This is a genomic window from Variovorax sp. 38R (assembly GCF_014843395.1).
Taxonomy (GTDB): Bacteria; Pseudomonadota; Gammaproteobacteria; order Burkholderiales; family Burkholderiaceae_C; genus Variovorax; species Variovorax paradoxus_H.
In genome coordinates this window covers 2,479,704-2,502,944 of sequence record NZ_CP062121.1, presented here as the reverse complement: position 1 = coordinate 2,502,944, position 23,241 = coordinate 2,479,704, and the positions used below count along the sequence as shown (strand labels likewise).

23 protein-coding genes are annotated in these 23,241 nt (G+C 68.8%); 9 read left to right on the top strand and 14 right to left on the bottom strand.

The annotated features are described in order from the left end of the window. Nucleotides 1–122: 122 nt before the first annotated feature. The 9 genes from IG196_RS11315 to IG196_RS11275 form a co-directional block, all read right to left on the bottom strand. Nucleotides 123–797 (bottom strand): DsbA family oxidoreductase, encoded by a 675-nt coding sequence (locus IG196_RS11315; protein WP_099797494.1) that lies wholly within the window; start codon nt 795–797, stop codon nt 123–125. Between the two features lie 52 nt (nt 798–849). Then, nucleotides 850–2,271, bottom strand: a complete 1,422-nt coding sequence (locus tag IG196_RS11310; RefSeq protein WP_192196222.1) for an MFS transporter — start codon at nt 2,269–2,271, stop codon at nt 850–852. 50 nt (nt 2,272–2,321) lie between these two features. Continuing rightward, on the bottom strand, nt 2,322–4,244 hold the full coding sequence (locus IG196_RS11305) for a bifunctional sugar phosphate isomerase/epimerase/4-hydroxyphenylpyruvate dioxygenase family protein (RefSeq protein ID WP_192196221.1): 1,923 nt from the start codon (nt 4,242–4,244) through the stop codon (nt 2,322–2,324). Between the two features lie 140 nt (nt 4,245–4,384). Further along, the gene (locus IG196_RS11300) at nt 4,385–5,161 is read right to left on the bottom strand and encodes an alpha/beta fold hydrolase (RefSeq protein WP_192196220.1); all 777 of its coding nucleotides are present in this window, start codon (nt 5,159–5,161) and stop codon (nt 4,385–4,387) included. Next, a complete protein-coding gene (locus tag IG196_RS11295) occupies nt 5,158–6,408 on the bottom strand; it encodes an MFS transporter (protein WP_192196219.1) in 1,251 nt (416 codons plus the stop codon). The genes IG196_RS11300 and IG196_RS11295 overlap by 4 nt, the downstream gene beginning before the upstream one ends. Next, entirely contained in the window at nt 6,405–6,833 is a 429-nt protein-coding gene (locus tag IG196_RS11290) for a carboxymuconolactone decarboxylase family protein (protein WP_192196218.1), read from the bottom strand. Before IG196_RS11290 ends, IG196_RS11295 begins: the two co-directional genes overlap by 4 nt. Beyond that, on the bottom strand, nt 6,830–8,044 hold the full coding sequence (gene pcaB, locus IG196_RS11285) for a 3-carboxy-cis,cis-muconate cycloisomerase (protein WP_192196217.1): 1,215 nt from the start codon (nt 8,042–8,044) through the stop codon (nt 6,830–6,832). The genes IG196_RS11290 and pcaB overlap by 4 nt, the downstream gene beginning before the upstream one ends. Before the next feature lie 16 nt (nt 8,045–8,060). Next, the gene (locus IG196_RS11280; protein WP_192196216.1) at nt 8,061–8,894 is read right to left on the bottom strand and encodes a shikimate dehydrogenase family protein; all 834 of its coding nucleotides are present in this window, start codon (nt 8,892–8,894) and stop codon (nt 8,061–8,063) included. Nucleotides 8,895–8,924: 30 nt separating this feature from the next. Continuing rightward, a complete protein-coding gene (locus tag IG196_RS11275) occupies nt 8,925–9,848 on the bottom strand; it encodes a shikimate dehydrogenase family protein (protein WP_192196215.1) in 924 nt (307 codons plus the stop codon). A gap of 199 nt (nt 9,849–10,047) precedes the next feature. Between IG196_RS11275 and IG196_RS11270 the strand changes: the two genes are divergently transcribed. The 6 genes from IG196_RS11270 (at nt 10,048) to IG196_RS11245 (ending at nt 15,444) form a co-directional block, all read left to right on the top strand. Then, entirely contained in the window at nt 10,048–10,842 is a 795-nt protein-coding gene (locus tag IG196_RS11270) for an IclR family transcriptional regulator C-terminal domain-containing protein (protein ID WP_192196214.1), read from the top strand. A gap of 74 nt (nt 10,843–10,916) precedes the next feature. Next, nucleotides 10,917–11,921, top strand: coding sequence for a Bug family tripartite tricarboxylate transporter substrate binding protein (locus IG196_RS11265; RefSeq protein WP_192196213.1), 1,005 nt, complete (start codon nt 10,917–10,919; stop codon nt 11,919–11,921). A 26-nt stretch (nt 11,922–11,947) separates the two neighbouring features. Beyond that, nucleotides 11,948–12,613 carry a response regulator gene (locus IG196_RS11260; protein WP_101493741.1) on the top strand — a complete coding sequence of 222 codons (666 nt, stop codon included), beginning with the start codon at nt 11,948–11,950 and terminating at the stop codon, nt 12,611–12,613. Continuing rightward, entirely contained in the window at nt 12,614–14,041 is a 1,428-nt protein-coding gene (locus IG196_RS11255; RefSeq protein WP_225617006.1) for a sensor histidine kinase, read from the top strand. 20 nt (nt 14,042–14,061) lie between these two features. Next, a complete protein-coding gene (locus tag IG196_RS11250) occupies nt 14,062–15,081 on the top strand; it encodes a Bug family tripartite tricarboxylate transporter substrate binding protein (protein WP_192196212.1) in 1,020 nt (339 codons plus the stop codon). A gap of 21 nt (nt 15,082–15,102) precedes the next feature. Continuing rightward, nucleotides 15,103–15,444 carry a DUF6194 family protein gene (locus IG196_RS11245; protein ID WP_225617005.1) on the top strand — a complete coding sequence of 114 codons (342 nt, stop codon included), beginning with the start codon at nt 15,103–15,105 and terminating at the stop codon, nt 15,442–15,444. Between the two features lie 64 nt (nt 15,445–15,508). On the opposite strand, the gene IG196_RS11240 is transcribed toward IG196_RS11245, so the two are convergent. After that, nucleotides 15,509–16,150, bottom strand: a complete 642-nt coding sequence (locus tag IG196_RS11240; protein WP_192196211.1) for a hypothetical protein — start codon at nt 16,148–16,150, stop codon at nt 15,509–15,511. Nucleotides 16,151–16,350: 200 nt separating this feature from the next. On the opposite strand from IG196_RS11240, the gene IG196_RS11235 reads away from it, so the two are divergent. Continuing rightward, nucleotides 16,351–16,608 (top strand): hypothetical protein, encoded by a 258-nt coding sequence (locus IG196_RS11235; RefSeq protein WP_192196210.1) that lies wholly within the window; start codon nt 16,351–16,353, stop codon nt 16,606–16,608. Beyond that, the gene (locus IG196_RS11230) at nt 16,593–17,039 is read left to right on the top strand and encodes a hypothetical protein (RefSeq protein WP_192196209.1); all 447 of its coding nucleotides are present in this window, start codon (nt 16,593–16,595) and stop codon (nt 17,037–17,039) included. Before IG196_RS11235 ends, IG196_RS11230 begins: the two co-directional genes overlap by 16 nt. Before the next feature lie 13 nt (nt 17,040–17,052). Here IG196_RS11230 and IG196_RS11225 read toward each other — a convergent pair whose 3' ends face one another. From IG196_RS11225 to IG196_RS11210, 4 genes are read right to left on the bottom strand one after another with little or no spacing between them, the layout of a single operon-like run. Then, nucleotides 17,053–18,276 carry an ROK family transcriptional regulator gene (locus IG196_RS11225; protein WP_192196208.1) on the bottom strand — a complete coding sequence of 408 codons (1,224 nt, stop codon included), beginning with the start codon at nt 18,274–18,276 and terminating at the stop codon, nt 17,053–17,055. After that, nucleotides 18,269–19,066 carry an ATP-binding cassette domain-containing protein gene (locus IG196_RS11220; RefSeq protein WP_192196207.1) on the bottom strand — a complete coding sequence of 266 codons (798 nt, stop codon included), beginning with the start codon at nt 19,064–19,066 and terminating at the stop codon, nt 18,269–18,271. Before IG196_RS11220 ends, IG196_RS11225 begins: the two co-directional genes overlap by 8 nt. Further along, nucleotides 19,066–20,025 carry an ABC transporter permease gene (locus tag IG196_RS11215; protein WP_192196206.1) on the bottom strand — a complete coding sequence of 320 codons (960 nt, stop codon included), beginning with the start codon at nt 20,023–20,025 and terminating at the stop codon, nt 19,066–19,068. Before IG196_RS11215 ends, IG196_RS11220 begins: the two co-directional genes overlap by 1 nt. Before the next feature lie 26 nt (nt 20,026–20,051). Continuing rightward, the gene (locus tag IG196_RS11210) at nt 20,052–21,065 is read right to left on the bottom strand and encodes a sugar ABC transporter substrate-binding protein (protein WP_192196205.1); all 1,014 of its coding nucleotides are present in this window, start codon (nt 21,063–21,065) and stop codon (nt 20,052–20,054) included. Nucleotides 21,066–21,519: 454 nt separating this feature from the next. On the opposite strand from IG196_RS11210, the gene aspT reads away from it, so the two are divergent. Next, nucleotides 21,520–23,208: an aspartate-alanine antiporter gene (gene aspT, locus IG196_RS11205; RefSeq protein WP_192196204.1), complete on the top strand. Its 1,689-nt coding sequence runs from the start codon at nt 21,520–21,522 to the stop codon at nt 23,206–23,208. Nucleotides 23,209–23,241 lie beyond the last annotated feature (33 nt).

Here is a 23,241-nt window from a genome sequence, read left to right as displayed (position 1 = left end):
GCGGCTCATCATGAACCGATCAACCGCCGCGCGATGTAGGCGGTTGACCGACCTCGGTCCGTGCTCAGGTAAAGCTAAGGGTCAGCTTCGTTTCAGGACGAAACGGCAGGGCCGCAGCCCCGTCAGGCTGTCGCGACGCTGCTCGGCTCCGCGCCCGCGATCTGCCGCAGCGCGCGCTCGAACACCTCGACCGGCTGGCCGCCGGAGATCAGGTGCTGGTCGTTGATGATGATCGCGGGCACCGAGTGGATGCCCGCGTCGGTGTACATGCGCTCGCGCTCGCGGGTTTCCTGCGCGAACTCATCGCCGGCCAGAATCTCGCGGGCCCGCGCCGCGTCGAGCCCCGCCTCGGTCGCCGCGCGCACCAGCACCTCGGGGTCCGAGGGGTTCTGGCTGTCCGTGAAGTAGGCCTTCAGCAGCAGCTTCTTCAGCGTCACCTGCTTGGCCGGGTCTTCCAGCTCGGCCCAGTGCAGCAGCCGGTGCGCGTTGAAGGTGTTGTACACGCGGGGCCGGCCGCCGGGGCTGAACTCGAAGCCGACGGCCGCGCCGCGCTGGCGGATCGCCTCGCGGGCCTGCGCCTGCTGCTCCTGCGACGAGCCGTACTTCTGGTTCAGGTGCTCGAAGGTGTCCTGGCCTTCGGGCGGCATCTGCGGGTTCAGCTCGAAGGGCTGGAAGTGCAGCTCGGCCGACACCTCCGGCGCCACCCGTTTCAGGGCGGCTTCGAGTGCGCCAAGGCCCACGGCGCACCAGGGGCAGGAGACATCGGAAACGAAATCGATCTTGAGATGGGCAGTCATGGCGCCATTCTTCATGGCGCCACAACCCCTTTGTGCGCGCGGGGTCTTCGGCTCAGGCCACGGCCTTGCGGCGTTCGCGGTCCGTGCGGGCGCTGGCCATCGTCTCTTCGCGCAGGCGGTCGTACTCGGCCTTGTCGACCGGCACGGCGTTCGGATCGCCCAGGTCGCGCATGTGGACGCGGTAGGTTTCGCGGGCGCTCATCGCGGCCAGCGCGGCCAGCACGGTCACGGCGAAGGTGATGGCGCCGACCGTGAACCACACGTTGGTCGAGCCCGGAGGCGCCACGGCGGCGAACAGCGCGGGCAGCAGCGCGGTGAAGGTGGTGCCGATGTTCTGCGAGATGGCCATGGCCGACACGCGGTTGCGGGTGCGGAACAGCTCCGGGTAGAAGCTCGGGAAGGTCGCGTTGTAGCCTTGGTACACGATGCCCCACATCAGCAGCGACATGCAGATGGCCAGCGGCACGTTCTTGATGCTGATGGCGTACAGGTACACGAACGAGAGCAGGCCCGAGGCCAATGCGCCCACGATGATCGGCGGCTTGCGGCCGATGCGGTCCGACAGGTTGCCCACGAACGGGATCACCAGCACGGCCAGGATGTTGCCCAGCACCGGAATCCACAGGTACACGTCTTTCTGGAAGCCGATGCCGTAGGCGGACTGCACCGCGTAGGCCGCGCCGAACACGGTGGCGACCACGGGAATCACGTTCATCAGCGCCATGCAGACCACGCGCAGCATGTCGGCCCAGCTGTCGGTGAAGGCCTGGACGATGGGCGACTTCGCCACTTCGCCCTTCTTGTCGACTTCGGCAAAGGCCGGCGTTTCGTCGACCTCGCGGCGGATGATGTAGCCGGCCACGATCACGAGGAAGCTCAGCAGGAACGGGATGCGCCAGCCCCACGAGTTGAAGGCTTCTTCAGGCATGTAGTGCGCGAGCGGCAGGAACACGGCGGCCGCCAGAATCTGGCCGGCCTGCACGCCCTGCAAGGTAAAGCTCGCGAAGAAGCCGCGGCGCCCGAACGGCGCGTGCTCCAAAATCATCGAGCTCGCGCCCGAGATCTCGCCGGCCACCGCAAAGCCCTGCACCAGGCGCAGCAGCACCAGCAGCGCGGGGGCCAGCAGGCCGACCTGGTCGTAGGTCGGCAAGAGGCCCACGGCCACGGTCGAAAAACCCATGAGGAACATGCACAGCACCAGCACCTGCTTGCGCCCGTGCGTGTCGCCCCAGTGGCCGAGCACGAAGGCGCCGATGGGGCGCGCCACATAGCCCACGCCGTAAGTCGCCAGCGACGCAATGATGGCCGTGGTCGGGTCGCCCTTGGGAAAGAAGATCTGCGGAAAGATCAGCGCTGCGGCGGTCGCGTAGATGAAGAAGTCGTAGTACTCCAGCGCCGAGCCGATCCAGCCGCTGGCGGCGGCTTTCTTCGACTGGTGCCTGCCTTGCGGCTCTTTGGCTGAGGGATTGGCCATGGGTTGTCTCCAGGGGTGTGACTAAGGTGACGGATGCGGGGGGGGAAAAATCAGTCTTGTTGTTGCTGCGGCTGCTGCGGCTGCTGTGGCTGCTGTGCTTGCGACGCCATGCGCGCGGGTGCGTTGAGCGCGCCGTAGGCGTCGTAGCCGCCCATGCGCTGCGCGACCTCGAAGAACAGGCCGCCTTCGAAACTCTCGGTGTAGATGTGCAGGTAGTCGCCGGCCGCCGAGCGGTCGAACAGCACGCCCGCGTCGCGCATGCGCGCCAGCAGCTCGGGCGCCACGTCGATGCGCGTGGCCAGGTCGTCGTAGTAGTTGTCCGAGATCGGCACGAAGCGCGTGCCGTTGGCGCGCAGCCGGGCCACGGTGTCGAAGATGTCGTCGCAGTCGAGTGCGATGTGGTGCACCGCGCCGCCGCCGGTCACGCTCAGCGTGCGCGCGGTGCGCGTGCGCTGGCTCAGCGACACGTTCAGCACCAGGCGCAGGCTGCGGTCGGCATTGGCCACGCCGCGGCTGCGAATCAAGCCGAAGGGGTCGGCCAGCTCCAGGCTCTCGCCGGGCTCCAGGCCGAGCACGGCGCGCGTGAACAGCACCCAGGTGTCGAGCTGGTCGAGCGCCAGGCCCAGCGCGACGTGGTCGATGCGCGTGAGGCCGGCATCGCGGTCGTCGGGCCCTGCGTCTTCGAGGATGAAGTCGGTCTCGTACAGCCCGTTGGCGCCCAGCGCCTCGGGCACGAAATGGATCAGGTTGCCGCCCGGCGCCACGATGGCCGGCACGCGCAGTTCGTTCGGGCCGACCGGGCTGTCGTGGCGCAGCGAGCGCATGGAGGTCGCGCGGCCCACGGCCGCGAGCGGGTCGGCGCAGCGCACGCCCAGCGCGCACACCGAGGTGCCATGCGCCTCGAAGCGGCGGCGCGCAAACGAATCGGGCTGCGCGTTGACGATGAAATGGATGCCGCCCTGGCGGTACAGCGTGACGGCCTTGGAACGGTGGCGCCCGACACGGCGGCACCCCAGTTGCCCGAGCAGCGAACCGAGCGTGACGGCCGAGGCCTCGTCGGCCGCGAACTCGATGAACGACAGGCCCGAAAGCACCGGCGCGGGTGGCGGGTTGAACAGCTCCACGCGCTGCGGCTGCACGGGTGCATCGCTGGCGGCCAGCCGCTCGCGCGTTTCGCTTTCGAGGTACAGCAGCGAGCGCATCGCATCGACCGCGGTGCGGCGGTTCGGCGTTTCGCGGAAGATGTCGTTGAAGATCTCGAGCGACAGCGGCCCGGTGTAGCCCGCGCGCAGCACCTGCTCGAAGAAGCCGGTCACGTCGAAGTCGCCCTGCCCCGGAAACGAGCGGTGGTGGCGCGCCCACTGCAGCACGTCCATCGACAACAGCGGCGCATCGGCCATCTGCACGAAGAAGATCTTCTCGCCCGGAATGGCGGCGATGCCCGCCGGATCGTCCTTCAGCGACAGCGTGTGGAAGCTGTCCAGGATCAGCCCGAGGTGCGGGTGGTCGGCGCGCTGCACGATGTCCCAGGCCTGGGCGTAGCGCGAGGTGTGGCGGCCCCAGGCCAGCGCCTCGAAGCCCACGCGCAGGTTGCGGCGCGCGGCGCGCTCGGCCAGCTCGTGCAGCTGGGCAGCGGCGCGGGCCGGATCGTTCACCGACAGCGGCGAGGTGTTGGAGCAGCACAGCACCAGCGGCGCGCCCATGGCTTCCATGAGGTCGAACTTGCGTTCGGCGCGCTCCAGGCTGCGCTGGAACTGCACTTGCGGCATGCCTTCGAAATCGCGGAACGGCTGGTACAGGTCGATCGACAGGCCCAGGTCGGACGCGATGCGGCGCAGCTCGGCGGCGGTGCCGCGGAAGTTGACGAAATCGGCTTCGAACAGCTCGATGCCGTCGAAGCCCGCCGCCGCAATGGCTTCGAGCTTCTGACGGAGGGTGCCGCTGAGCGAGACGGTGGCAATGGCGCGGTGCATGGGATGGACTGTAGAAAGAGCCCGGCCGCGCCACAACGCAAATCAGCCCCTTCTGATCGATGATCGCACGCCACCGATCATCATTCGCACGAAATAGGGGTTACACCTAGCCAACCCGGAGGTCCGGGCCGGGCGTTTTTTCAGAGGCTGCGCCAGTAATCGATCAGCATCTGCGCGAACTCGACCGGCCGCTCCACCGCGCTCAGGTGCGCGGCGTCGATGGTCGCCAGCCGCGCGCCCGGAATCTGCGCCACCATGGCTTCGGACATCGCCATCGGCGTGGCCTCGTCCTGCAGCCCGCCGATCACCAGCGTGGGCGTGGCGATGCGGCGATTGCTCTCGCGGAAGTCGATGGCGGCGACGGCATTGCAGCTCTCGATGTAGCCCCGCGCGTCGGTGCGCACCAGCGCGTCGTGCAAGGTGCGCGCGGCGACCGTGCCTTCGGGCGTGGCGGCATAGGCCGGCGTGAGCCAGCGCGCCACGGCGCCGGGCGCGATGGCGGCCACGCCCTTGGCGGCCACGGTTTCCGCGCGCAGGCGCCACGGCGCCTGGTCGGGGTAGTGGGCGGCCGAATTGGCGACGACCACGGTCTTCAGCAACTCGGCGTGCCGCACGGCCAGCGCCTGCGCGGTCATGCCGCCCATCGACAGGCCGACGAAGTGCACGGGCTCGCCGCCTGCTTCACGCGCGATCAGCTCGGCCGCGTCCTGCGCCAGCGTTTCCACGCGCAGCACGCCGGGCACCACCTCGGAGCCGCCATGGTTGCGGTGGTCGTAGCGGATCACCGTGTGGGCGCGCGCGAGCTGCGCGGCCACGCCGTCCCACATGTGCAGGTCGCAGCCGAGCGCATGGCTGAGCACGACGAAAGGGCCTTCGCCTTCGCGCACGACATTCAGGCGGGGGGTGGAAGTGGTCATGGGGTGGAGTCCTTCTTTGGGGAGGATGGCGGAACAGGTTGAGAGAGACGCGGCAGCCACAGGAACGCGATCGCCAACAGCACGACGCCGGCCATCAGCATCGGCACGACCATCGGCCAGGCGCCGTAAGAAAAACTGGTGTCGACAAACAGCGCGGCGACCTGCCCCACGCAGAACGCGACCATCATCATGCCGAAACCGGACCACGACACGGCCCGCCCCGCCAGGTGCGGCAGATCGCCCACGGCGCCGGCCTGCCCGCAGGGCTGGTGGATGCCGTGGCCGAGGCAGTACACGGCGTGGCCCGCCAGCAGCGGCACCGCGCTGTGCGGCAGCAGCCAGCAGCCCAGCGCCTGGATCACGGCGCCCGTGATGCTCAGCACCGCGCCCAGCCGCACGGTGCGCATCGGTCCGAAACGGCGCAGCAGGCTGCGGCACATCGTGGTGCTGAAGATGTAGACCAGCGAGCCGCCGGCCGGAATCCAGCCGTACCATGCGGGCGACCAGCCGAGGTAGCCGATGTAGACCATCGGCGAGAGCAGCAGGAAGCAGAACAGCCCGCCATAGGTGGTCGCCGCCACCGAGGCCCAGGCGCGGAACGAGCGGCTCGCGAACACCGCGCGCGTGCTGCCGCGGGGTGCGGACGATTCGCCGGTCATTGGCTTGCGCGTTTCATCGAACGAACGCCAGCACAGCGCGAACAGCGCCAGCGAATAGGCCGCCATCGCGACCATCACCCAGCGCCAGCCTGCGCCCTGCACCAGCCAGGCGCCCAACAGCGGCGCCACCAGCCCGACCATGCCCAGGCCCGTGAGGCCGCGCGCCATGACGTGCGGGCCCTCGTGCGCCGGATACAGGTCGCGCACCGCGGCGCGTGAGCACACGAGAATCGCCGCCATCGAAAAACCCTGCAGCGTGCGCCAGCCCGCAAGCACCGCCACGCTGCCCGCGAAGGCGCCGCCGAAGGCCGCGATCGCGTAGCAACCCAGGCCCGCGAGCAGCACCGGCCGGCGACCGAAGCGGTCGGCCAACGGACCGCACAGCAGCTGCGCAAAGCCGAAGGCCAGCACGAACAGCGTGAGGCTGGTGCTGGCCGAACCGAGTTCGCCGGCGATGGCGGGCAGCGCCGGCAGGTAGCTGTCGGTTGCCACGGGCTGCGCTGCGAGCAGCAGCGGCAGCAGCAAGGTGAAGCCGACGTCGAAGCGGCCCTTGCCGCCCTTTGCGCCCTTGCCTTCTGGCGCGCTCACTGCGCCGCCACTGGCGGCAGCAGGCCCTTCTCGCGCAGGATGTTCGTCGCGATGCCGAACGCATGGTTGGCCACCGGCACGCCGCAGTAGATCGCGGCCATCATGATCACTTCCTTGATCTCGTCGGGCGTGAGGCGCGACTCGGGCGGGCCGTCGAGCGCGGCGCGCACGTGCATCGCGAACTCTTCGTACGCATGGATGCCCAGCATCATCGACAGCACCATGAAGCGACGTGTCTTGTCGCCCAGCGCGGGGCGGCCCCAGATGTCGTTCCACGCGTGGCGCGTGATGAGTTCCTGGAACTCGGCGTTGAAGCCGTTGCGGTTGGCGAGCGACTTGTCGACCCACGCGTCGCCGAGCACGCGGCGGCGGTTGACGAGCCCGTCTTCGTAGGGGTTGCTCGGGGTGGCGTCGGGGGCGGTCATTGCGAGAGTTCCTTGTCGGATGAGAGTTGGGCTTGCAGGGCTTTCACCTCTGCCACAGCGATTTGCCCGGCGTTCACGGCAAGCGCAGGGTCGAACCATTCGTCGGCCGCGTCGCGCGGCAGCTCGGCACGCAGCCGGTCGATGTTGGCGCGCATGCGCACGGCATCGACCTGCAGGCCGGGCAAGGCGCCGGCCATGGCGCGCACGCTGCCATGCGCCGACATCAACAGCTGCGGCCACTCGGCCAGCTCGGCCTGCCACGCGCCGAGCGCGCGTTCGTGCTGTTGCGGCATCGCGCCGAGCAAAGCGGCCACGCGCTGCGGCGCGCGGTGCGCGGCGGCAATGGCGACCATCGAGGCCACGGGGTTGCGCTTGTGCGGCATCGCCGACGAGCCGCCGCGCCCGGGTTCGCTGGGCTCGGCGACCTCGGCCACTTCGTACTGACCGAGCAAGGAGATGTCGACCGCGACCTTGCCGAGGCTGCCCGTCATCAGGCCGAGTTCGCAACCGAGCGCGACCCATTCGTCGCGCTGCGTATGCCACGTCGCGCCGGGGTCGCCCAGGCCGAGTTCCTTGGCCATGCGCTGGCGCACCGCGGCGCCCTGCCCCTTCATCTGCGCCAGCGTGCCGACGGCGCCGCCGAGCTGCAACTGCAGCGCGTGCTTCGCCGCGGCGCGCAGGCGCATGCGGCTGCGCACCAGCGGCGCGGCCCAGCCGGCGCACTTGAAGCCGAAGCTCGTGACCGAGGCCGGCTGCATCAGCGTGCGCGCGAGCATCGGCGTCTCGGCGTGCTGCACGGCCAGGCGCAGCAGCGCGTCGGCGGCCTTGGCGAGATCGGTCTCGACGAGCGCAACGGCTTCGCGCGTGACCAGCGCCATCGCGCTGTCGATCACGTCCTGGCTGGTGCTGCCGAAGTGCACGAAGGGCACGGCTTCGGCATTGAACAGGCCCACGGCCTCGCGCAGCGCCTTCACCAGCGGGATGGCGACGCTGCCCGCGCGTCCGCTCTCGCGCACGATCTTGGCCACGTCGAACAGCTCGACTTTGCAGCTGCTGACGATCGAATGCGCGGCGCTCTCGGGAATCAGCCCCTCGGCCGCCTGCGCGCGCGCGAGCGCCGCCTCGAAGCGCAGCATGGCGTCGACGAAGGCGCGGTCGCTGAAGGCGCCCAGCGTTTCGGAGGTGGAAAGGAAGCCTTCAAAAATGCTCATGCGTGTTCCGATGTTTCTAGTATTTCAGTTGCGCCACAGCGCGCAGTTCTTCGGGGGACGCGGTGCCGAAGCCGAAGAACTCGAGGTAGGCCGGGATCATTTCGAACAGCATGTCGGTGCCGACCTGCACCTGGCAGCCCTTGGCCTTGGCGGCCTGCAGCAGCGGCGTGTATTCGGTCTTCATGACGACCTCGCCGACGAAGGTGTCGGGCGCGATGCGGTCCACGTCGAAAGGCAGCGGATCGGTGTCCTTCATGCCCAGCGGCGTGGCGTTGACGACGATGTCGAAGCCCGCCGGGTCTTTCGATCCCGTGGTGACCTTCATCTGCGGGTAGTGCTCGCGCAGCCGCGCGGCCAGTGCCTGCGCGGAGGCGTCGCTCATGTCGAACAGCATCAGCTCGGCCGCGCCGGCCGCGGCGATCGACGCCGCAATGGCCGACCCGACACCGCCCGTGCCCGACACCAGCACGCGCGTGCCCTTGAACAGGCGTCCCTTGCGCTCCACGCCGCGCACGAATCCCGCGCCGTCGAACTGGTCACCCAGCAGGCTGCCGTCGGGCCGCTTGAGCACGGCGTTGCAGGCGCCCGCGACGCGCGCAGTGGGCGTGACCTCGTCGACCAGTGACATCGTCGTGACCTTGTGCGGCATCGTGACCAATGCGCCGCGCAGGTTCGAGAACCTGAAGATCTGCGCGAGCGACACCGCGTAGTCCTCGGGCTTCACGCCCATGGGCACCACCACCGCGTCGATGCCCTGCTTGTCGAACCAGGGGTTGTAGATCATCGGCGCCTTGAAGGCTTCGGTGGGGTAGCCGATGTGGGCGATGAGCGTGGTCTTGCCGGAGATCATGAGAGTCGTCTTGTTCAGGGAGGTGCGGGCTCAGGCCACGCTCGGAGACTGGTAGCGCAACGGGGTTGCGATCTCGGCGTGCATCGCCGGCGGGTAGATGAGCTCGCGCAAAAAGTCGGCATCGGCCTGCATCGCATCCGCCGCGTCGAGGTGGCCGAAGTAGCGAAAGTAATGCGGCATCTGCTGCACCAGCATCTCGAAGCCGGCCTGTGCATTGAGCCCGCGCGCACGTGCCGCACGCACCAGCGGCGTGGGCTGGTTGCGCAGCAGGATGTCGAACAGCGCCGCGTGCGGCGCCATGCGCGCCACGTCGAGCGGCAGCGCATCGTCTTCGGCCAGGCCGAGCGGCGTGGCGTTGATCACGAGGTCGTAGCCCTCGGGCGCGTTGCTGTCGACCGCGATCACGGTCGCATCGAAGAAGGCGTCGAGCTTGGCGGCCACGCCCGCGGCCTTGCCGGAGGCGGTGTCGAAGAAGGCGATGTATTCGGCGCCGTTCACCGTGCCGCCTTCGGCCAGCGCCACGCCGATGGCCGCGGCACTCACGCCCGCGCCGAGGATCAGCACGCGCTTGCCGCGGAACGGCACATTGCAGCGGTCGAGCGCGCCGATCAGGCCTTCGCCGTCGAACAGGTCGCCTTCGAGCTGGTCGCCCTCGGTGCGGCGCACCACGTTGACCGAGCCCGCCACGCGGCCGAACAGGCCGCAGCCGTCGAGCAGGTCGACCACGCGCGGCTTGTGCGGCGGCGCGATCACCATGCCGCGCACGTTGCGCGCCAGGAAGGCCGACTTCATGAACACCGCGAAGTCGCGCACCGGCACCTGCATGGGCACCAGCACGGCATCGATGCCGTAGCGCGCAAAGGCGGCGTTGAACATGCGCGGCAGCCGCACATTGCGGACCGGGTCGCCGGGGATGAGGTAGGCCTGGGTGCTGCCAGTGATGAATGGGCTCATGGGCGTGCTTCCGTTCGTCAATCGCTCGTTTCGGGGCGGAACAGCGGGCGTTATAGACCCTTCGCGAGCGACGTGCTGGCACATGAGCCACCAAACGCTCGATGATCGATCTTTGAAGTTCGTCAATCGATCAAATTACGGGTTTTCACTTAGCCATTCGGGCCCTGTCGCCGGGCCGGACGCGGGCACACTTCCGCCCATGACCCCCACCAGCCCCGACGACTCGACGCCGCCCGCCGGCCTGGACAAGCGCGACTGGATCGCCGGGCTGGAGCGTGGCGTGAGCATCATCGAAGCCTTCGACGACGCCAACCCGCGCCTCACGGCCAGCCAGGCCGGCCAGCGCACGAACATGACGCGCACCGCCGCGCGGCGCTACCTGCTCACCCTGCAGCACATGGGTTACGTGGCGAGCGACGGCAAGCTGTTCTGGCTCACGCCGCGCGTGCTGCGGCTGGGGCAGTCGTACCTCGAATCGGCCCGGTTGCCGCGCGTGGTGCAGCCGTTTCTGCAACGCGTGGCGGCCGGCACCAACGAGATCGCGTACCTCAGCGTGATGGACGGCGACGAGGTGGTCTACATCGCGCGCAACGGCCCCAACCGCAGCATGAGCACCGGCTACGTGCTCGGCGCGCGCGTGCCGGCGCAGGTGACAGCCTCGGGCATGCTGATGCTGGCGCTGCGCAGCGACGCCGAGCTGAACGAATGGCTCGCCACGCGGCAACTGACGGTGTTCACCTCGCACACCATCGCCAGCATGGAACGCATGAAGCTCGAACTGGCACGCATCCGCGCCCAGGGCTGGGCGCTGTCGGAACAGCAGCTCGACCTGAACTCGCGCGGCATCGCCGTGCCGCTGCGCGACCGCCACGGCACGCTGGTGGGCGCGCTGAACATCACGATGCCGATGGGGCACGAGAGTTCGGAAGACGCGGTGGCGCGCGTGCTGCCGGTGCTGCGCGAGACGGCGCAGGCGATGCGCAATCTGATCTGACGAACTGACAGCATTCCGACAGCATCCGCCCGGCAGGATGCGGGCTCTTATCCAAAAAACACTGGAGACAAGCCATGTCCGACCGCTTTCCGACCGACGCCCACACCCGCCGCCACTGGCTGCAAGCCGGCGGCGCCCTCACCCTCGGCGGCCTGCTGCCTTCAATGGCCTCGGCGCAAGATGCCTGGCCCAGCAAGTCGGTGCGCTTCGTCGTGCCCTTCGCCCCGGGCGGCAGCTCGGAAATCGTGGCGCGCTCCACGGCCGCCGAGCTGTCGCGCACGCTGGGCCAGAGCGTGTTCGTCGACAACAAACCCGGCGCGGCCGGCAACATCGCGATGAGCGAAGTCGCACGCGCCACCGACCAGCACACGCTGATCCTCGGCCACATCGGCACGCTGGCAGTCAACCCGTACATCTTCGCCAAGCTGCCCTACGACGCGAACAAGGACTTCAAGCCCGTGAGCCTGCTGGCCAAGGTGCCCAGCCTGTACGTGGTGCACCCCGACGTGCCGGCGAAGAACCTCAAGGAATTCATCGCCTATGCGAAGAGCAAGCCGGGCAAGCTGAGCTACGGCTCGGCCGGCAACGGCAGCGCCGGCCACCTGGCCTTCGAGTACCTGAAGATGACGGCCGAGGTCTTCATGCTGCACGTGCCCTACCGCGGCACCGGCCCGATGGTGACCGACCTGCTCTCGGGCCGGCTCGACGCCTCGGCCATCGGCGCGGCCGCGATCATTCCGTTCATCAAGGCCGGCAAGGTGCGCTGCATCGCGACCGGCTCGGCCAAGCGCCTCGCGCAACTGCCCGACGTGCCGACCGTGGCCGAGCAAGGCTTCCCCGGCTTCGAGATGACGCAGTGGTACGGCATGCTCGCGCCGGCCAGCATCACGCCCGCGCAGATGACCAAGCTCTCGACCGAGACCATGAAGGCCGTGAAGTCACCCGACTCGATCCAGCGACTCACCGCCGATGCGGGCGAGGCCGTGGGCGGCACGCCGGAGCAGTTCGCTCAGTTCATCACTGCCGAGCAGAACCGGTGGCAGAAGGTCATCGCCCGGGCAAACATCAAGCCAGACTGAGCGTTCCAGGGTCTAGCATCGGCGCCATGCGCATCCTGCTGGCCGAAGACGAACACACCCTGGGCACCTGGCTCTGCAAGGCGCTGGAGCATGCGGGCATCCAGGTCGAATGGGTGGACGACGGCCGGCTGGCCGACCGGGCCTTGCAGCAGCGCGACCACGACGCGCTGGTACTCGACCTTGGCCTGCCCGGCATGGACGGCCACACGGTGCTGCAGCGGCTGCGCGAACGCGACCAGCGGCTGCCGGCGCTGATCCTCACGGCGCGCGATTCGCTGAACGAGCGTGTCGCGTCCCTCAACGCAGGTGCCGACGATTTCCTTGCCAAGCCCTTTGCGCTGGCCGAGCTCGAGGCCCGGCTGCATGCGCTGGTGCGCCGCGCGCGCGGCGTGGAGCATCCGCGCCTGGCCTGCGGGCCGCTGGTGTACGACGGCGCACGCCGGCAGTTCACGCTGGGCGGCGAGGCGCTCGCCCTGTCACCGCGCGAACAGGCCGTGCTGCGCGCGCTGGTGCAGCGCAGCGGCGAGCCGCTGTCGAAGCAGCAGATCCTCGACCGCGTGTTCTCCGACGACGACGAAGTGCATCTTGAAGCGGTCGAGGTGCTGGTCTACCGGCTGCGCAAGCGGCTCGACGGCAGCGGCGTGCGCATCGTCACGCTGCGCGGTCTCGGCTACGTGCTGGAAGCCGACTGAGTGAGCGCGCTGCGCCGCTTCACCGACCGTCTGCGCCGCACCAGCCTGTGGCAGCGGCTCGCGCTGCTGCTGTTCCCGGCCCTGCTGCTGGTGACGGGCATCGAGCTGTGGATGACGCGGCACGATGCGCTGGCCGCCGCCAATGCGGCGTATGACCGCTCGCTGCTCGGCGCGCTCAAGTCGATCGACGCGAACATCTCCACGGCCTCGGGCGGGCTGTCGGTCGAGCTGCCGTACACCATGTTCGAGTTCTTCGAGCTCACAGCCAGCGGGCAGGTGTTCTTTCGCGTCGCGACCTCCGACGGACTCGTCGAGCTGGGTAGCGCCGACCTGCCCGCGCCAGCCGTCGAGCCCGCGATGGGCGTGCCGGCCTTCTACGACGCCACCTACTTCGGTGAGGCCGTGCGGCTCGCGGCCTACCGGCGCGACCTCGACCGCGCACCGGCCGGCAGCACCGGGCGCAGCGTGCTGATCCAGGTCGGCGAAAGCACGCGCTCGCGCCAGGAGTTCACGAGCCGCTTCGTGCGCAGCGCGGCGCTGCGCGACGGACTGATCCTCGCGATGTTGCTGTGCGGCACCGCACTGGCGCTGGCCGCGGCGCTGCGCCCGCTGTCGCGGCTGGCGCGCGAGGTGCAGGCGCGCTCGCCCGACGACCTGACGCGCATCGCCGAGACCGACCTGCCCGCCGAGGTGCGCCCGCTGGTCGCCGCCGTGAACCAGCAGATGGCGCGCACGCAGGAACTGGTCGCACAACAACGGCAGTTTCTGGACGACGCCTCGCACCAGCTGCGCACGCACCTGACCACGCTGCAGATGCAGGCCGACTACGCACGCCGCGAAGACGACCCGGCGCAGGTGCGCGCCGCGCTCGACGCGCTGGGCGCCGAGATCGGCCGCGCCACGCGCAGCGCGCAGCAACTGCTGGCGCTGGGCCGCAGCGACACCGTGGCCGTCGAGCCCGCTGAATTCGACACCGCCGAACTGCTGCGCGAGGTGGCCGTCGACCTGCTGCCGCTGGCGCGCGCCAAACGAATCGACTTGGGCATCGACCTGGGCATCCACGCGCCCTCACCCGATCTGCACGCGGTGGGCGACCGCGGCCTGCTGCGCGAAGCGCTGAGCAACCTCGTGGCGAACGCGATCACCTACACGCCGGTGGCCGGCACCGTCACGCTCTTCGCGGCCGGCGATGCCGTGGGCTGGAGCCTCAATGTGGAGGACGACGGCCCCGGCCTGAGCGACGAAGAACGCGCCACGCTCGGCCAGCGCTTCCGTCGCGGCACGCGCGCGGGCCCCGGCGGCTTCGGGCTCGGCCTGGCGATCGTGCGCGCCATCGCGCAGCGGCACCGCGGCGATTTGCGGCTCGAAGCACGCGGCGCGGGGCCGGGCCTGCATGCCATCATCTGGTGGCCCCGTCCCGCGGGGTGAACCGCCGCCCTTCTTCTTCGATGCCACGCCCTTTTGCCTTCACCCGTCGCCATGCGTTGCGCGCGCTGTCCGCGTGGCTCGCGCCTGTCGCGCTGCATGCGACGGCGGCGTCCGGTGATGCGTCCGAAGGCCCGGCGGAATGCGTGATTCCCGCCAAGGCCGGCGGTGGTTTTGCGCTGACCTGCGCGCTCGCGCGCGACGCGCTGCAGGCCGTGCGCCCCGCGCGCACGCCGCTCGCGCAGCGCTACCTGCCGGGCGGCATCGGCGCTGTCGCCTTCGACCGCATCGCCAGCGGCCAGCTCGGCGGGCCGGGCACGCTGGTCGCGTTCTCGAGCGGCTCGCTGCTCAACCTCGCGCAAGGCCGCTTCGGGCCGCACCCGCCCTCGGCCGTGCGCTGGATCGCCACGCTCGGCACCGACTACGGCGTGGTCGCCGTGCACCGCGACTCGCCCTACCGGCGTTTGCAAGACTTGATCGCCGCGCTGCGCCAGGACACGTCGCGCATCGTCTTCGGCGCGGGCGGCACGGTCGGCAGCCAGGACTGGGTGAAGGCCGCGCTGCTGGTGCGCGCGGCCGGCGGCGCACCGAAGGCGATGCGCTTCGTGTCCTTCGAAGGCGGCGGCGACGCGCTCGGCGCGCTGCAGGGCAAGCACGTCGACGCGTTCCCGGGCGACGCCGCCGAAGCGCTGCAGGCCATCGCCGGCGGCGCGGCGGTGCGCCTGCTCGCGGTGCTGTCCGAAACGCGACTGGGCGGTGCGCTCACCGGCGTGCCCACCGCGCGCGAGCAAGGCGTGGACATGGTCTGGCCGACCGTGCGCGGCGTGTACCTGAGCGCCAACGTGCCCGACGCCGCCGTGCGCGCCTGGACCACGGCCTTCGCCGAAGCCACGGCCGCGCCGGGCTATGCGGCGCTGCGCGAACGGCACAGCCTTTATCCTTTCGCGCTCACCGGCGCCGCGCTCGACGACTACGTGCAGGCGCGCATCAAGGCCTACCAGGCGCTCGCCGACGAGCTCGGGCTGCGCCGCTGGAAGCCCTGACCCACATCACGCCCGAACGCCATGACCGAAGACGACATCACCCAACACCTCATCGACACGCTCGGCGGCGGCCATTTCGAAGTGGCCGACGACAACACCTTCTTCTTCCACGGCGCGGACAACAAGTTCCCCTTTGCCACGATCGTCACGAAGGACGACGCGTTCGACAGCGCCTCGAACCTGAACCGCCCCGGCGTGTTTCGCCTGAACGTCGGCGTGGGCAAGGAGACCTTTCGCGCGCTGTTCGGCGACGCTGAGCCATCGGGCATCGACTACACCGCGCTCGACCGGCTCATGCCGCACCCGGTGTACGCAAAGATGTACTGGGTCAGCGTGATCAACCCGAGCGCTGCGACCTTCTAGGCCGTGAAGCCACTGCTGGCGGAGGCCCGCAACCTGCTCGCGTCCCGGGACAAAATCTAAGCGATCACGCTGACGAACGCGACAGCGTTGCCAGCTTGTTCTTCGCGCTCTGCAAGAGCCCGACCTTCTCGACCGGCAACTGCGCCTTCGTATCCCCGAGCTTGATGATCTCGAGCGCCGCGGGTTTCGGCATGAGTGCATCGCGCGGCGTGAGGCCGTTGAATTTCGCGTTCGAGATGACGTGCACCTTCAGGTGACGGTGGATGTTCTTCGAGAGCTTCTTGCAGGCGGCGCCCAGGGTGGCTTCGTCGGGAATCGACTGGCCGTGCACGACGAGCAGCTCCAGGGTGCCGTCTTCGTCCTCTGCGAGCACGAAGGCGCGCACGACCGAGGCCTTGAACTTGCCGCGCAGCATCGCGCGGACCGGCTCGGCCGCAGCGAACGATTTGAGCGCGATGTTGCGCAGCTCGTCGTGGAAGATGAAAGCGCGGTCGATCGAGAAGGTCTCGGCCTCCTCGGCCTTCGGCTTTTGCTTCTTCAGGATGCCACTGCTGACGAGGTGCTCCAAGGTGCGTTCCACATCGGCCGTGTCGAGCTTCGAGCGATGGGCCAGCTCGCTGGAAGTCAAGGGTTGGTCGGGCGCCGCGTAGGCGACCATCAAGAGCTTTTGCACCTCGGGGGCGAAAAGAAAATCTGCAGCACTCATTTCGCGGTTCTCTACTTCTCTACGTCTGTGGGGTTCTCTACAAGCGGGTTGCATTATCGAGAGCACCCCTGCTTCCCGTGCGATGCGGCTTTCTCCACGGCGTTTTCGCGGCGGATTCCGTCACCGCGCATGGCGCCGGCCTACAGCGGCGCCCGGTGCGCGCCGGTAAGAACGGTTGAACACGACAAGGAGCTTCAGCCATGGACATGGAACAGACGATCGACAAGATCAAGCAAGTGGATGCCGCACGCGCCGACTACCCCGGCGAACACCTCGTCGTGCTCGGCGCCGGCGTGCTGCTGTTGCTGGCCGCGGGCCGCAGCCGGTCGTTCCTGATGCGGATCGTCGCAGGCGCCGCCGGCGGCGCGCTGATCGGCCGGGCCGCGAGCGGCACCGGCGGCATCGCCAAGCTGGCCGGGGTGTTGCAGAACGGAGGCCTGGCATGGCCGCGGCGCTGACCTCGCAGGCCCACCCGCCTACACCCGACCCGCGGCGGTACTGGGCGCCTTGCCTGGGCGTGGCGCTGGTGGCGATGTCGCTCTTCTATGTGACCTTGAAAGACCTGGTGCAAGAGAGCGCGGCACGCGCCGCGGCCTTGACCACCGCCGTCGTGCCCGCCGAGCCCGACAAGTCGACCGCCGACCGCGCGTTGCCGGATGCGGTGACAAGCGCTCCCACACAACCGGCCACGCTGACGAACACGAACTTCGAGGCCCCGGTGATCGCCCCCGCAGCGCCCGCCGCCAAGGCAGCGCCTGCCGTCGTCGAGGTGCACAAGTGCGTCATGCCGGAGGGCGATGCGGCCTACTCCGACGGGCCGTGCCCCGAGGGCGCACGCGCGAGCACGCTGCGATTTCCGCGCGACCTGCACGCCTCGGCGAACTTGTGAGTTGGTGAGCGGCTCAGGCCGCCTTCAGAAACACATCGTGATCCGGCGCGAAATTGGCGTGCAGCGGCAGCATCGCGCCGCCCAGCGCACAGGCCTGCGCCCCCGCCCGCCCGCCATGCAACCGCGGCGCCCACAGGCCTTCCCAGTTGCACTGCGCGAGCGCCGCGCGGGTCTGCGCCAGCAGCGCCTCGAGCAGCGCGCGTGACATCGAACCGTCCATCACCACGTCGGCCAGGTCGAGCACGGCCGTGCTGCTGACGATGGCATGCGCCAACGCGCGCGATGCGCTGCCGAGCCAGGCCTGCGTGGCCGCGGCGAACGGCGCTTCGAGCGCGCGGTCGTCGTACGCGGCCGTAGCGTCGAGGCCTTCGGCGCGCAGGCGTTGCTCGAGCTCCCACAGCGACGCCTCGGCCACCACCTGCGTCGACACGCCTTCGGAGGGCTTCTCCGTGCGCATCGGGATCGACGCGAGCGCGCCCGCGTTGCCGTGCGCGCCGGTGTGCAGGTGCGAGTTGATGACCAGCCCGCCGCCCACGAAGGTGTCGACGAAGATGTACAGAAAGCTCTTGAGGTCGTGCCCGCGCCCGGTGACGAGCTCGGCCACGCAGGCGGCCACGGTGTCCCGCGCAAAGCCCACGGGCACATCGGTGCGCGCGCGCACCTCGGCCAGCAGGTCCATCTGGTTCCACTCGTCCGACTGCGCCTTCGACAGCCCCAGCGTGCGGTGCCAGCCGCCGAGCTGGAACGGCGCCGCCAGCCCGGCGCCCACGTTGCGCGCGGCCAGCGGTCCGAGCCCGTCGCGCAGCCGGTGGATGTGCTCGGCGATCACGGGCAGCAGCGCCTCGGCGTCGGGGAACTCGTAGCGGATCGCGTGGTGCTCGCGCACCTGCGCCGCGAAGTCGATCAGCAGCCACTCGGCGCCGCGCCGCCCGAGCTTCACGCCGATGGCGAAGGCGCCGTCGGGGTTGAGCGCCAGCGGCACCGAGGGCTGGCCGATGCGCCCGCGCACACGGCTTTGCTTGACGATGAGGCCGTCGTCCTCGAGCCGCGCGGTGATGAGGCCGATGGTCTGCGCGCTCAGGCCCGTGAGCCGCGCGAGGTCGGCCTTGGGCAGGCTGGTGTGCACGCGCAACGCCTGCAGCACCACGCGCTCGTTGAACTGGCGCATGCCCACCTGGTTGGAGCCGCGCGGACGCAGCAAGACCGACGGGAGCTCGAGGGCATCGGGATCAGGCATGCGCCTCCGCGGGCAACTGGTCGGCGGTCATGGCACCGGTCATCACGGCCACGGTGTCGCTCATGCTGATCTTTCGGGGGTTGAGAACGGCGGCGCGCCGACCGAGACGTGCGACGTGGATGCGGTCGGCGACCTCGAACACGTGCGGCATGTTGTGGCTGATGAGCACCACGGGCAGGCCGCGCTCGCGAACGCGGCGGATCAGCTCGAGCACCATGTTGCCCTCTTTCACGCCGAGTGCGGCGGTGGGCTCGTCCATGATGACCACGTGCCGCGCGAAGGCCGCGCTGCGCGCCACGGCCACGCACTGGCGCTGGCCCCCCGAGAGCGTTTCGACCGCCTGCGTCATCGACTGGATGCCCACCTTCAGGTCGGCCATGCGCGCCGTGCTTTCGAGCAGCATCTTCTTCTTGTCGAGCATGCGCAGCACGTTGCCCAGGAAGCCGGGGCGGCGCAGTTCGCGGCCGAGAAAGAGGTTCTCGTAGATCGTCATCGCGGGCGCGACGGCGAGGTCTTGATACACCGTCTCGATGCCGGCACGGCGCGCGTCGAGCGGATTGCGAAAGTGCACCGGCGCACCGTCGAGCAGGATCTGTCCTTCGTCGGGCACGATGGCGCCCGACAGCGCCTTGATGAGCGACGACTTGCCCGCGCCGTTGTCGCCAATCACCGCGAGGATCTCGCCTTCGCGCAGTTCGAAGTCGACGCCGTCGAGCGCGGTGACCTGGCCGTAGCGCTTCACCAGGCCCTTGGCCTGCATCACGATCTTGGGAGTTGCGACAGCGTTCATCAACGTGCTCCCTTGCGCGAGAGCTGGTCGGCCGCCACCGCCAGGATCACGAGCACGCCCGTCACCAGCACCTGGTAGATCGACGACACGCCCATCAGCGTGAGCCCGTTGCGGAACACGCCCACGATGAGCACGCCGATGAGCGAACCCAGCACGATGCCGCGCCCGCCGAACAGGCTGGTGCCGCCGAGCACCACGGCCGTGATGGCGTCGAGGTTCTCGGTCTGGCCCGCGTTCGGGTCGCCCACGCCGGTGCGCGCCACGGACAGCAGCGAGGCGATGCCGTAGAACACGCCCGCCGCCACGTACACGCCCAACAACACGCGCTGCGTGGGAATGCCCACCAGCCGCGTGGCCTCGGCGTTGTTGCCCACTGCGTAGATGTGCCGGCCGGATGCGGTCTCGCGCAGCACGAACCACGCGAGCACATACAGCGCCACCATCAACACCGAGCCCCAGGCCACCTCGGCGCTGCCGATGGTGAAGGTGGTGCCCAGGCCCGTGAGGCCGGCAGGCAGGTCGGTGATCGTTTGCGACGACGAATACAGCTGCGTGATCGCGAACGCGATGTTCAGCGTGCCCAGCGTCACGATGAACGGCGGCAGCTTGATGCGCGTGACCAGCAAGCCGTTGAGCAGGCCGAACAGCGTCGTCACGCCGATGCCGCACAGGATGGCCAGCGGCACCGGCAGCCCGAGTTCGGTCGCGAACTTGCTCATGACGATGCTGCCCAGCGCCATCACCATGCCGCACGACAGGTCGATGCCGGCCGTGAGGATGATCAGCGTCTGGCCGATGGCGATCACGCCCACCACCATCACCTGCTGCAGGATCAGCGACAGGTTGCCGCCCGTCAGAAAACGGTCGGACTGCGTCGCAAAGAAGATGCAGGCGCCGAGCAGGGCCAGCCACGGCCCGAGGGCGCCCCACGGGATGTGGTGCGTCGGAGATTTCGCCATCGATGTGTACTCCCGGGACGACCTGTTTACTTCTTGCCCCAGCACAGCTCGGTGCCGGTCTTGGTGTCCTTGCTGTCGACGCCGGCCACGCTCTTGCCGGCGATGAGCGTCACGCCGGTGTCGACATAACCCGAGGCCTTCTTGCCCGTCTTGGCGAACTCGACACCCGCGGCCACACCCATGGCGGCCATCTTCAGCGGGTACTGCTGCGAGGTCGCGGCAATGACGCCGGCGGCCGTGTCCTTGATGCCCTGGCAGCCGCCGTCGACCGAGACGATCATCACGCCCTTCTCCTTGCCCGCGCGCTTGAGCGCGTTGTAGGCACCGGCCGCGGCGGGCTCGTTGATGGTGTAGACCAGGTTCACGTCGGGCGCCTTCTGCAGGCAGTTTTCCATCACGGTCTGCGCCTTGGCCTGGTCGCCGAAGCTGTCGGCCATGCAGACGATTTCGGGCGCCTTCGACAGCTCGTTCGACTTGGCATCGTTGGCCGCCAGCCCAAAGCCCTTCATGAAACCGTTGTGGCGCTGCGCGCCCACCGGGTGGCCCGGCAGCAGGTCGAGCGCGACGATCCTGGGCGTCTTGCCGGCCATCGCGGCCTTGGCGTATTCGCCGATGAGCACGCCGGCCGTGTAGTTGTTGGTGGCAAAGAGCGCATCGGTCGCATCCGGCGGATCGGCCGGGCTGTCCAGCGCAATCACCATGATCCCCTTGTCGCGGGCCTTCTTGATCGCCGGCACGATGGCCTTGGCGTCGCTCGGCGTGATGAGGATGGTCTTGGCGCCCGCGGCAATCATGTTTTCCATCGCCGTGATCTGGCCCGCGTTGTCGCCGTCGGCCTTGCCCGCGCCCGACAGCAGCTTGGCGCCGAGCTTCTTGGCCTCTTCCTGCGCGCCCTCCTTCATCTTCACGAAGAACGGATTGGTCTCGGTCTTGGTGACCAGGCCGATGACCGGTTCGCCGGCGGCCAGGGCCGTGGAGGCAGTGGAAGCGGCCAGGGCCAGAACGGCCAGGGCGGGAACGAAACGCGGGCTGATGAACATGGGGGTGTCTCCTTCAGGGGGCGAGGCGCTCAGCGCCTGCCGTGCTTGCTGTGGAACCGGATGCCTTGCCTGCGAATAAGCGGAAAGACATCCGAACGCGAAGGGGACTATCGAGCAGGCGACCGACTAAATCAAGTAAGTTTAGTTATCGAAAACCCGAGGGAGGCGGCGGGTGACCTTGAGCGGTTGATTGCGCTGCGGCGGGCGATTTGTAATTCAAATTAACTCATTTCAATTGCCGCGACAGCTATTCTTTTCAAATTTTGACAATTGTCCTAATTGTTGATTTATCGTAACCACCGATGCGAAAAATCATCAATTTGTGGAATGCAGAGCAAAGTTCGCGCTTCGGCCTGATGCCCGGAAAGCCTTGATGCCAATGGATTCAGTGCTCTGTTTTTCATTCCACACCGCCGGCCAAGTTGAATAAATAAACCCGGAGGAATTGCGGCAGATGCTCAGCCATTTCGTGGAAATACTCCGAAACAATCCGGAAATCGCCTTGTTTCTGGTGCTGTGCATTGGCTACGCAGTCGGCCAGATCCGTTTCGGGCCGATCCAGCTCGGTGGCATCTGCGGCACGCTGATTGCCGCGCTGATCGTCGGCCAGTTGGGCATCCGGCTCGACGACAGCGTGAAGAACGTGTTCTTCATGCTCTTCATCTTTGCGCTCGGCTACGCGGGCGGCCCGCAGTTCTTTGCCAACCTCGACGCCAAGGGCCTGCGGCTGGGCCTGCTGTGCCTGGTCGAGGTGGTGGTGGTGCTCGCGCTGGTGCTCGGCGCCACCGTGCTGCTGTCGCTCGACCGCGGCACGGCCGCCGGGCTGATGGCGGGCGCGGCCACCGAATCGGCCGTGGTGGGCACGGCGACCGATGCGATCTCCAAGCTTGCCCTCTCGCCCGCCGACATCGCGCAGCTGCAGGCCAACGTGGTCACGGCCTATTCGATCACCTACGTGTTCGGGCTGATCGCCATCGTGGTCGTCACGAGCCAGGTGTTTCCGCTGCTGCTGCGCGTCGACCTGCGCGCGGAAGCCGACAAGCTCTGGAAGACCATGGGCGGCGGTGCCGACGACCCGGCCGCCGCCAGCGCCACGCCCGAGATGGTCGGGCGCGTGTTCCGCGTCACCGTGGGGCGGGGTCGCTCGGTCGGCGAACTCACGTCGATCCTCGGGCGGCAGGCCAGCATCGAGCGCGTGGTGCGCGACGGCCAGAGCCTCGCGGTCGCGCCCGACGTGCGCCTGCGCGTGGGCGACCGCGTGCTCGCCATCGGCCGGCGCAGCGCGCTCGTCAACGTCGGCGAGCTGCTGGGCCCCGAGTTCGCCGACACCGCCGCATTCGACACCGTGGTCGAAACCACCGAGGTCGTCGCCAACCGCCGTGAATGGTTCGGCCGTGGGCTGCGCATGCTGGAAAACGCGTTGCCGTCCGCCGTGCAGGTGATCGGCGTGGCGCGCGACGGCCACGCCATGCCACTGCTCAACGACCTGACGCTGCAGCGCGGCGACGTGCTCCAGCTCTACGGCCCCGCACCCGAGGTGGCAAGCGCCATCGCGCAGATCGGCGACCGCGTGATCGCCTCCACGCGCAGCAACATCAGCTTCGCCGCCGCGGGCATCCTGCTGGGCGTGTTCATCGGCGGCTTCAGCGCAAAAATCGGCGGCATTCCGTTTTCGCTCGGCACCGGCGGCGGCGCGCTGCTCACGGGGCTGGCCTTCGGCTGGTACCAGTCGAAGCACCCGCACCGCCTGAGCGTGCCGGCCGACGCGCTCGCGCTCATGAAGGACCTGGGCCTGGCCACTTTCATCGCCTGCGTGGGCCTGGCCTCGGGGCCGCAGGCGCTGGCGCTGATCCAGAAGTTCGGCATTGCGCTGCCGCTGGTGGGCATCGCCGTGGCGGTGGTGCCGGCCAGCATCTCGCTGTTCGTCGGCCACCGCCTGCTCAAGCTCGAAGCACCGGTGCTGCTGGGCGCCATCGCCGGCCAGCAATGCAGCACGCCCGCGCTCAGCGCCGTGCAGAACGCCGCGGGCAACGCCACGCCGCTGCTGGGCTACACGATCACCTACGCCATCTCGAACGTCGTGCTGCCGCTGATGGGCCCGCTCATCGTGGCCCTGGCCGGACTGGTGCAGCACGCGAAATAAGACGAACGACCCGAGACGCTCCACGCCCTTCCC

What these genes read in the sequence shown, in the direction of transcription:
- pcaB (WP_192196217.1), bottom strand. Translation starts at nt 8,044, where the DNA reads ATGAGCATTTTTGAAGGCTTCCTTTCCACCTCCGAAACGCTGGGCGCC.
- IG196_RS11300 (WP_192196220.1), bottom strand. Translation starts at nt 5,161, where the DNA reads ATGACCACTTCCACCCCCCGCCTGAATGTCGTGCGCGAAGGCGAAGGC.
- IG196_RS11305 (WP_192196221.1), bottom strand. Translation starts at nt 4,244, where the DNA reads ATGCACCGCGCCATTGCCACCGTCTCGCTCAGCGGCACCCTCCGTCAG.
- IG196_RS11280 (WP_192196216.1), bottom strand. Translation starts at nt 8,894, where the DNA reads ATGATCTCCGGCAAGACCACGCTCATCGCCCACATCGGCTACCCCACC.
- IG196_RS11265 (WP_192196213.1), top strand. Translation starts at nt 10,917, where the DNA reads ATGTCCGACCGCTTTCCGACCGACGCCCACACCCGCCGCCACTGGCTG.
- IG196_RS11260 (WP_101493741.1), top strand. Translation starts at nt 11,948, where the DNA reads ATGCGCATCCTGCTGGCCGAAGACGAACACACCCTGGGCACCTGGCTC.
- IG196_RS11315 (WP_099797494.1), bottom strand. Translation starts at nt 797, where the DNA reads ATGACTGCCCATCTCAAGATCGATTTCGTTTCCGATGTCTCCTGCCCC.
- IG196_RS11250 (WP_192196212.1), top strand. Translation starts at nt 14,062, where the DNA reads ATGCCACGCCCTTTTGCCTTCACCCGTCGCCATGCGTTGCGCGCGCTG.
- aspT (WP_192196204.1), top strand. Translation starts at nt 21,520, where the DNA reads ATGCTCAGCCATTTCGTGGAAATACTCCGAAACAATCCGGAAATCGCC.
- IG196_RS11245 (WP_225617005.1), top strand. Translation starts at nt 15,103, where the DNA reads ATGACCGAAGACGACATCACCCAACACCTCATCGACACGCTCGGCGGC.
- IG196_RS11225 (WP_192196208.1), bottom strand. Translation starts at nt 18,276, where the DNA reads ATGCCTGATCCCGATGCCCTCGAGCTCCCGTCGGTCTTGCTGCGTCCG.
- IG196_RS11220 (WP_192196207.1), bottom strand. Translation starts at nt 19,066, where the DNA reads ATGAACGCTGTCGCAACTCCCAAGATCGTGATGCAGGCCAAGGGCCTG.
- IG196_RS11230 (WP_192196209.1), top strand. Translation starts at nt 16,593, where the DNA reads ATGGCCGCGGCGCTGACCTCGCAGGCCCACCCGCCTACACCCGACCCG.
- IG196_RS11215 (WP_192196206.1), bottom strand. Translation starts at nt 20,025, where the DNA reads ATGGCGAAATCTCCGACGCACCACATCCCGTGGGGCGCCCTCGGGCCG.
- IG196_RS11270 (WP_192196214.1), top strand. Translation starts at nt 10,048, where the DNA reads ATGACCCCCACCAGCCCCGACGACTCGACGCCGCCCGCCGGCCTGGAC.
- IG196_RS11235 (WP_192196210.1), top strand. Translation starts at nt 16,351, where the DNA reads ATGGACATGGAACAGACGATCGACAAGATCAAGCAAGTGGATGCCGCA.
- IG196_RS11310 (WP_192196222.1), bottom strand. Translation starts at nt 2,271, where the DNA reads ATGGCCAATCCCTCAGCCAAAGAGCCGCAAGGCAGGCACCAGTCGAAG.
- IG196_RS11275 (WP_192196215.1), bottom strand. Translation starts at nt 9,848, where the DNA reads ATGAGCCCATTCATCACTGGCAGCACCCAGGCCTACCTCATCCCCGGC.
- IG196_RS11240 (WP_192196211.1), bottom strand. Translation starts at nt 16,150, where the DNA reads ATGAGTGCTGCAGATTTTCTTTTCGCCCCCGAGGTGCAAAAGCTCTTG.
- IG196_RS11290 (WP_192196218.1), bottom strand. Translation starts at nt 6,833, where the DNA reads ATGACCGCCCCCGACGCCACCCCGAGCAACCCCTACGAAGACGGGCTC.
- IG196_RS11210 (WP_192196205.1), bottom strand. Translation starts at nt 21,065, where the DNA reads ATGTTCATCAGCCCGCGTTTCGTTCCCGCCCTGGCCGTTCTGGCCCTG.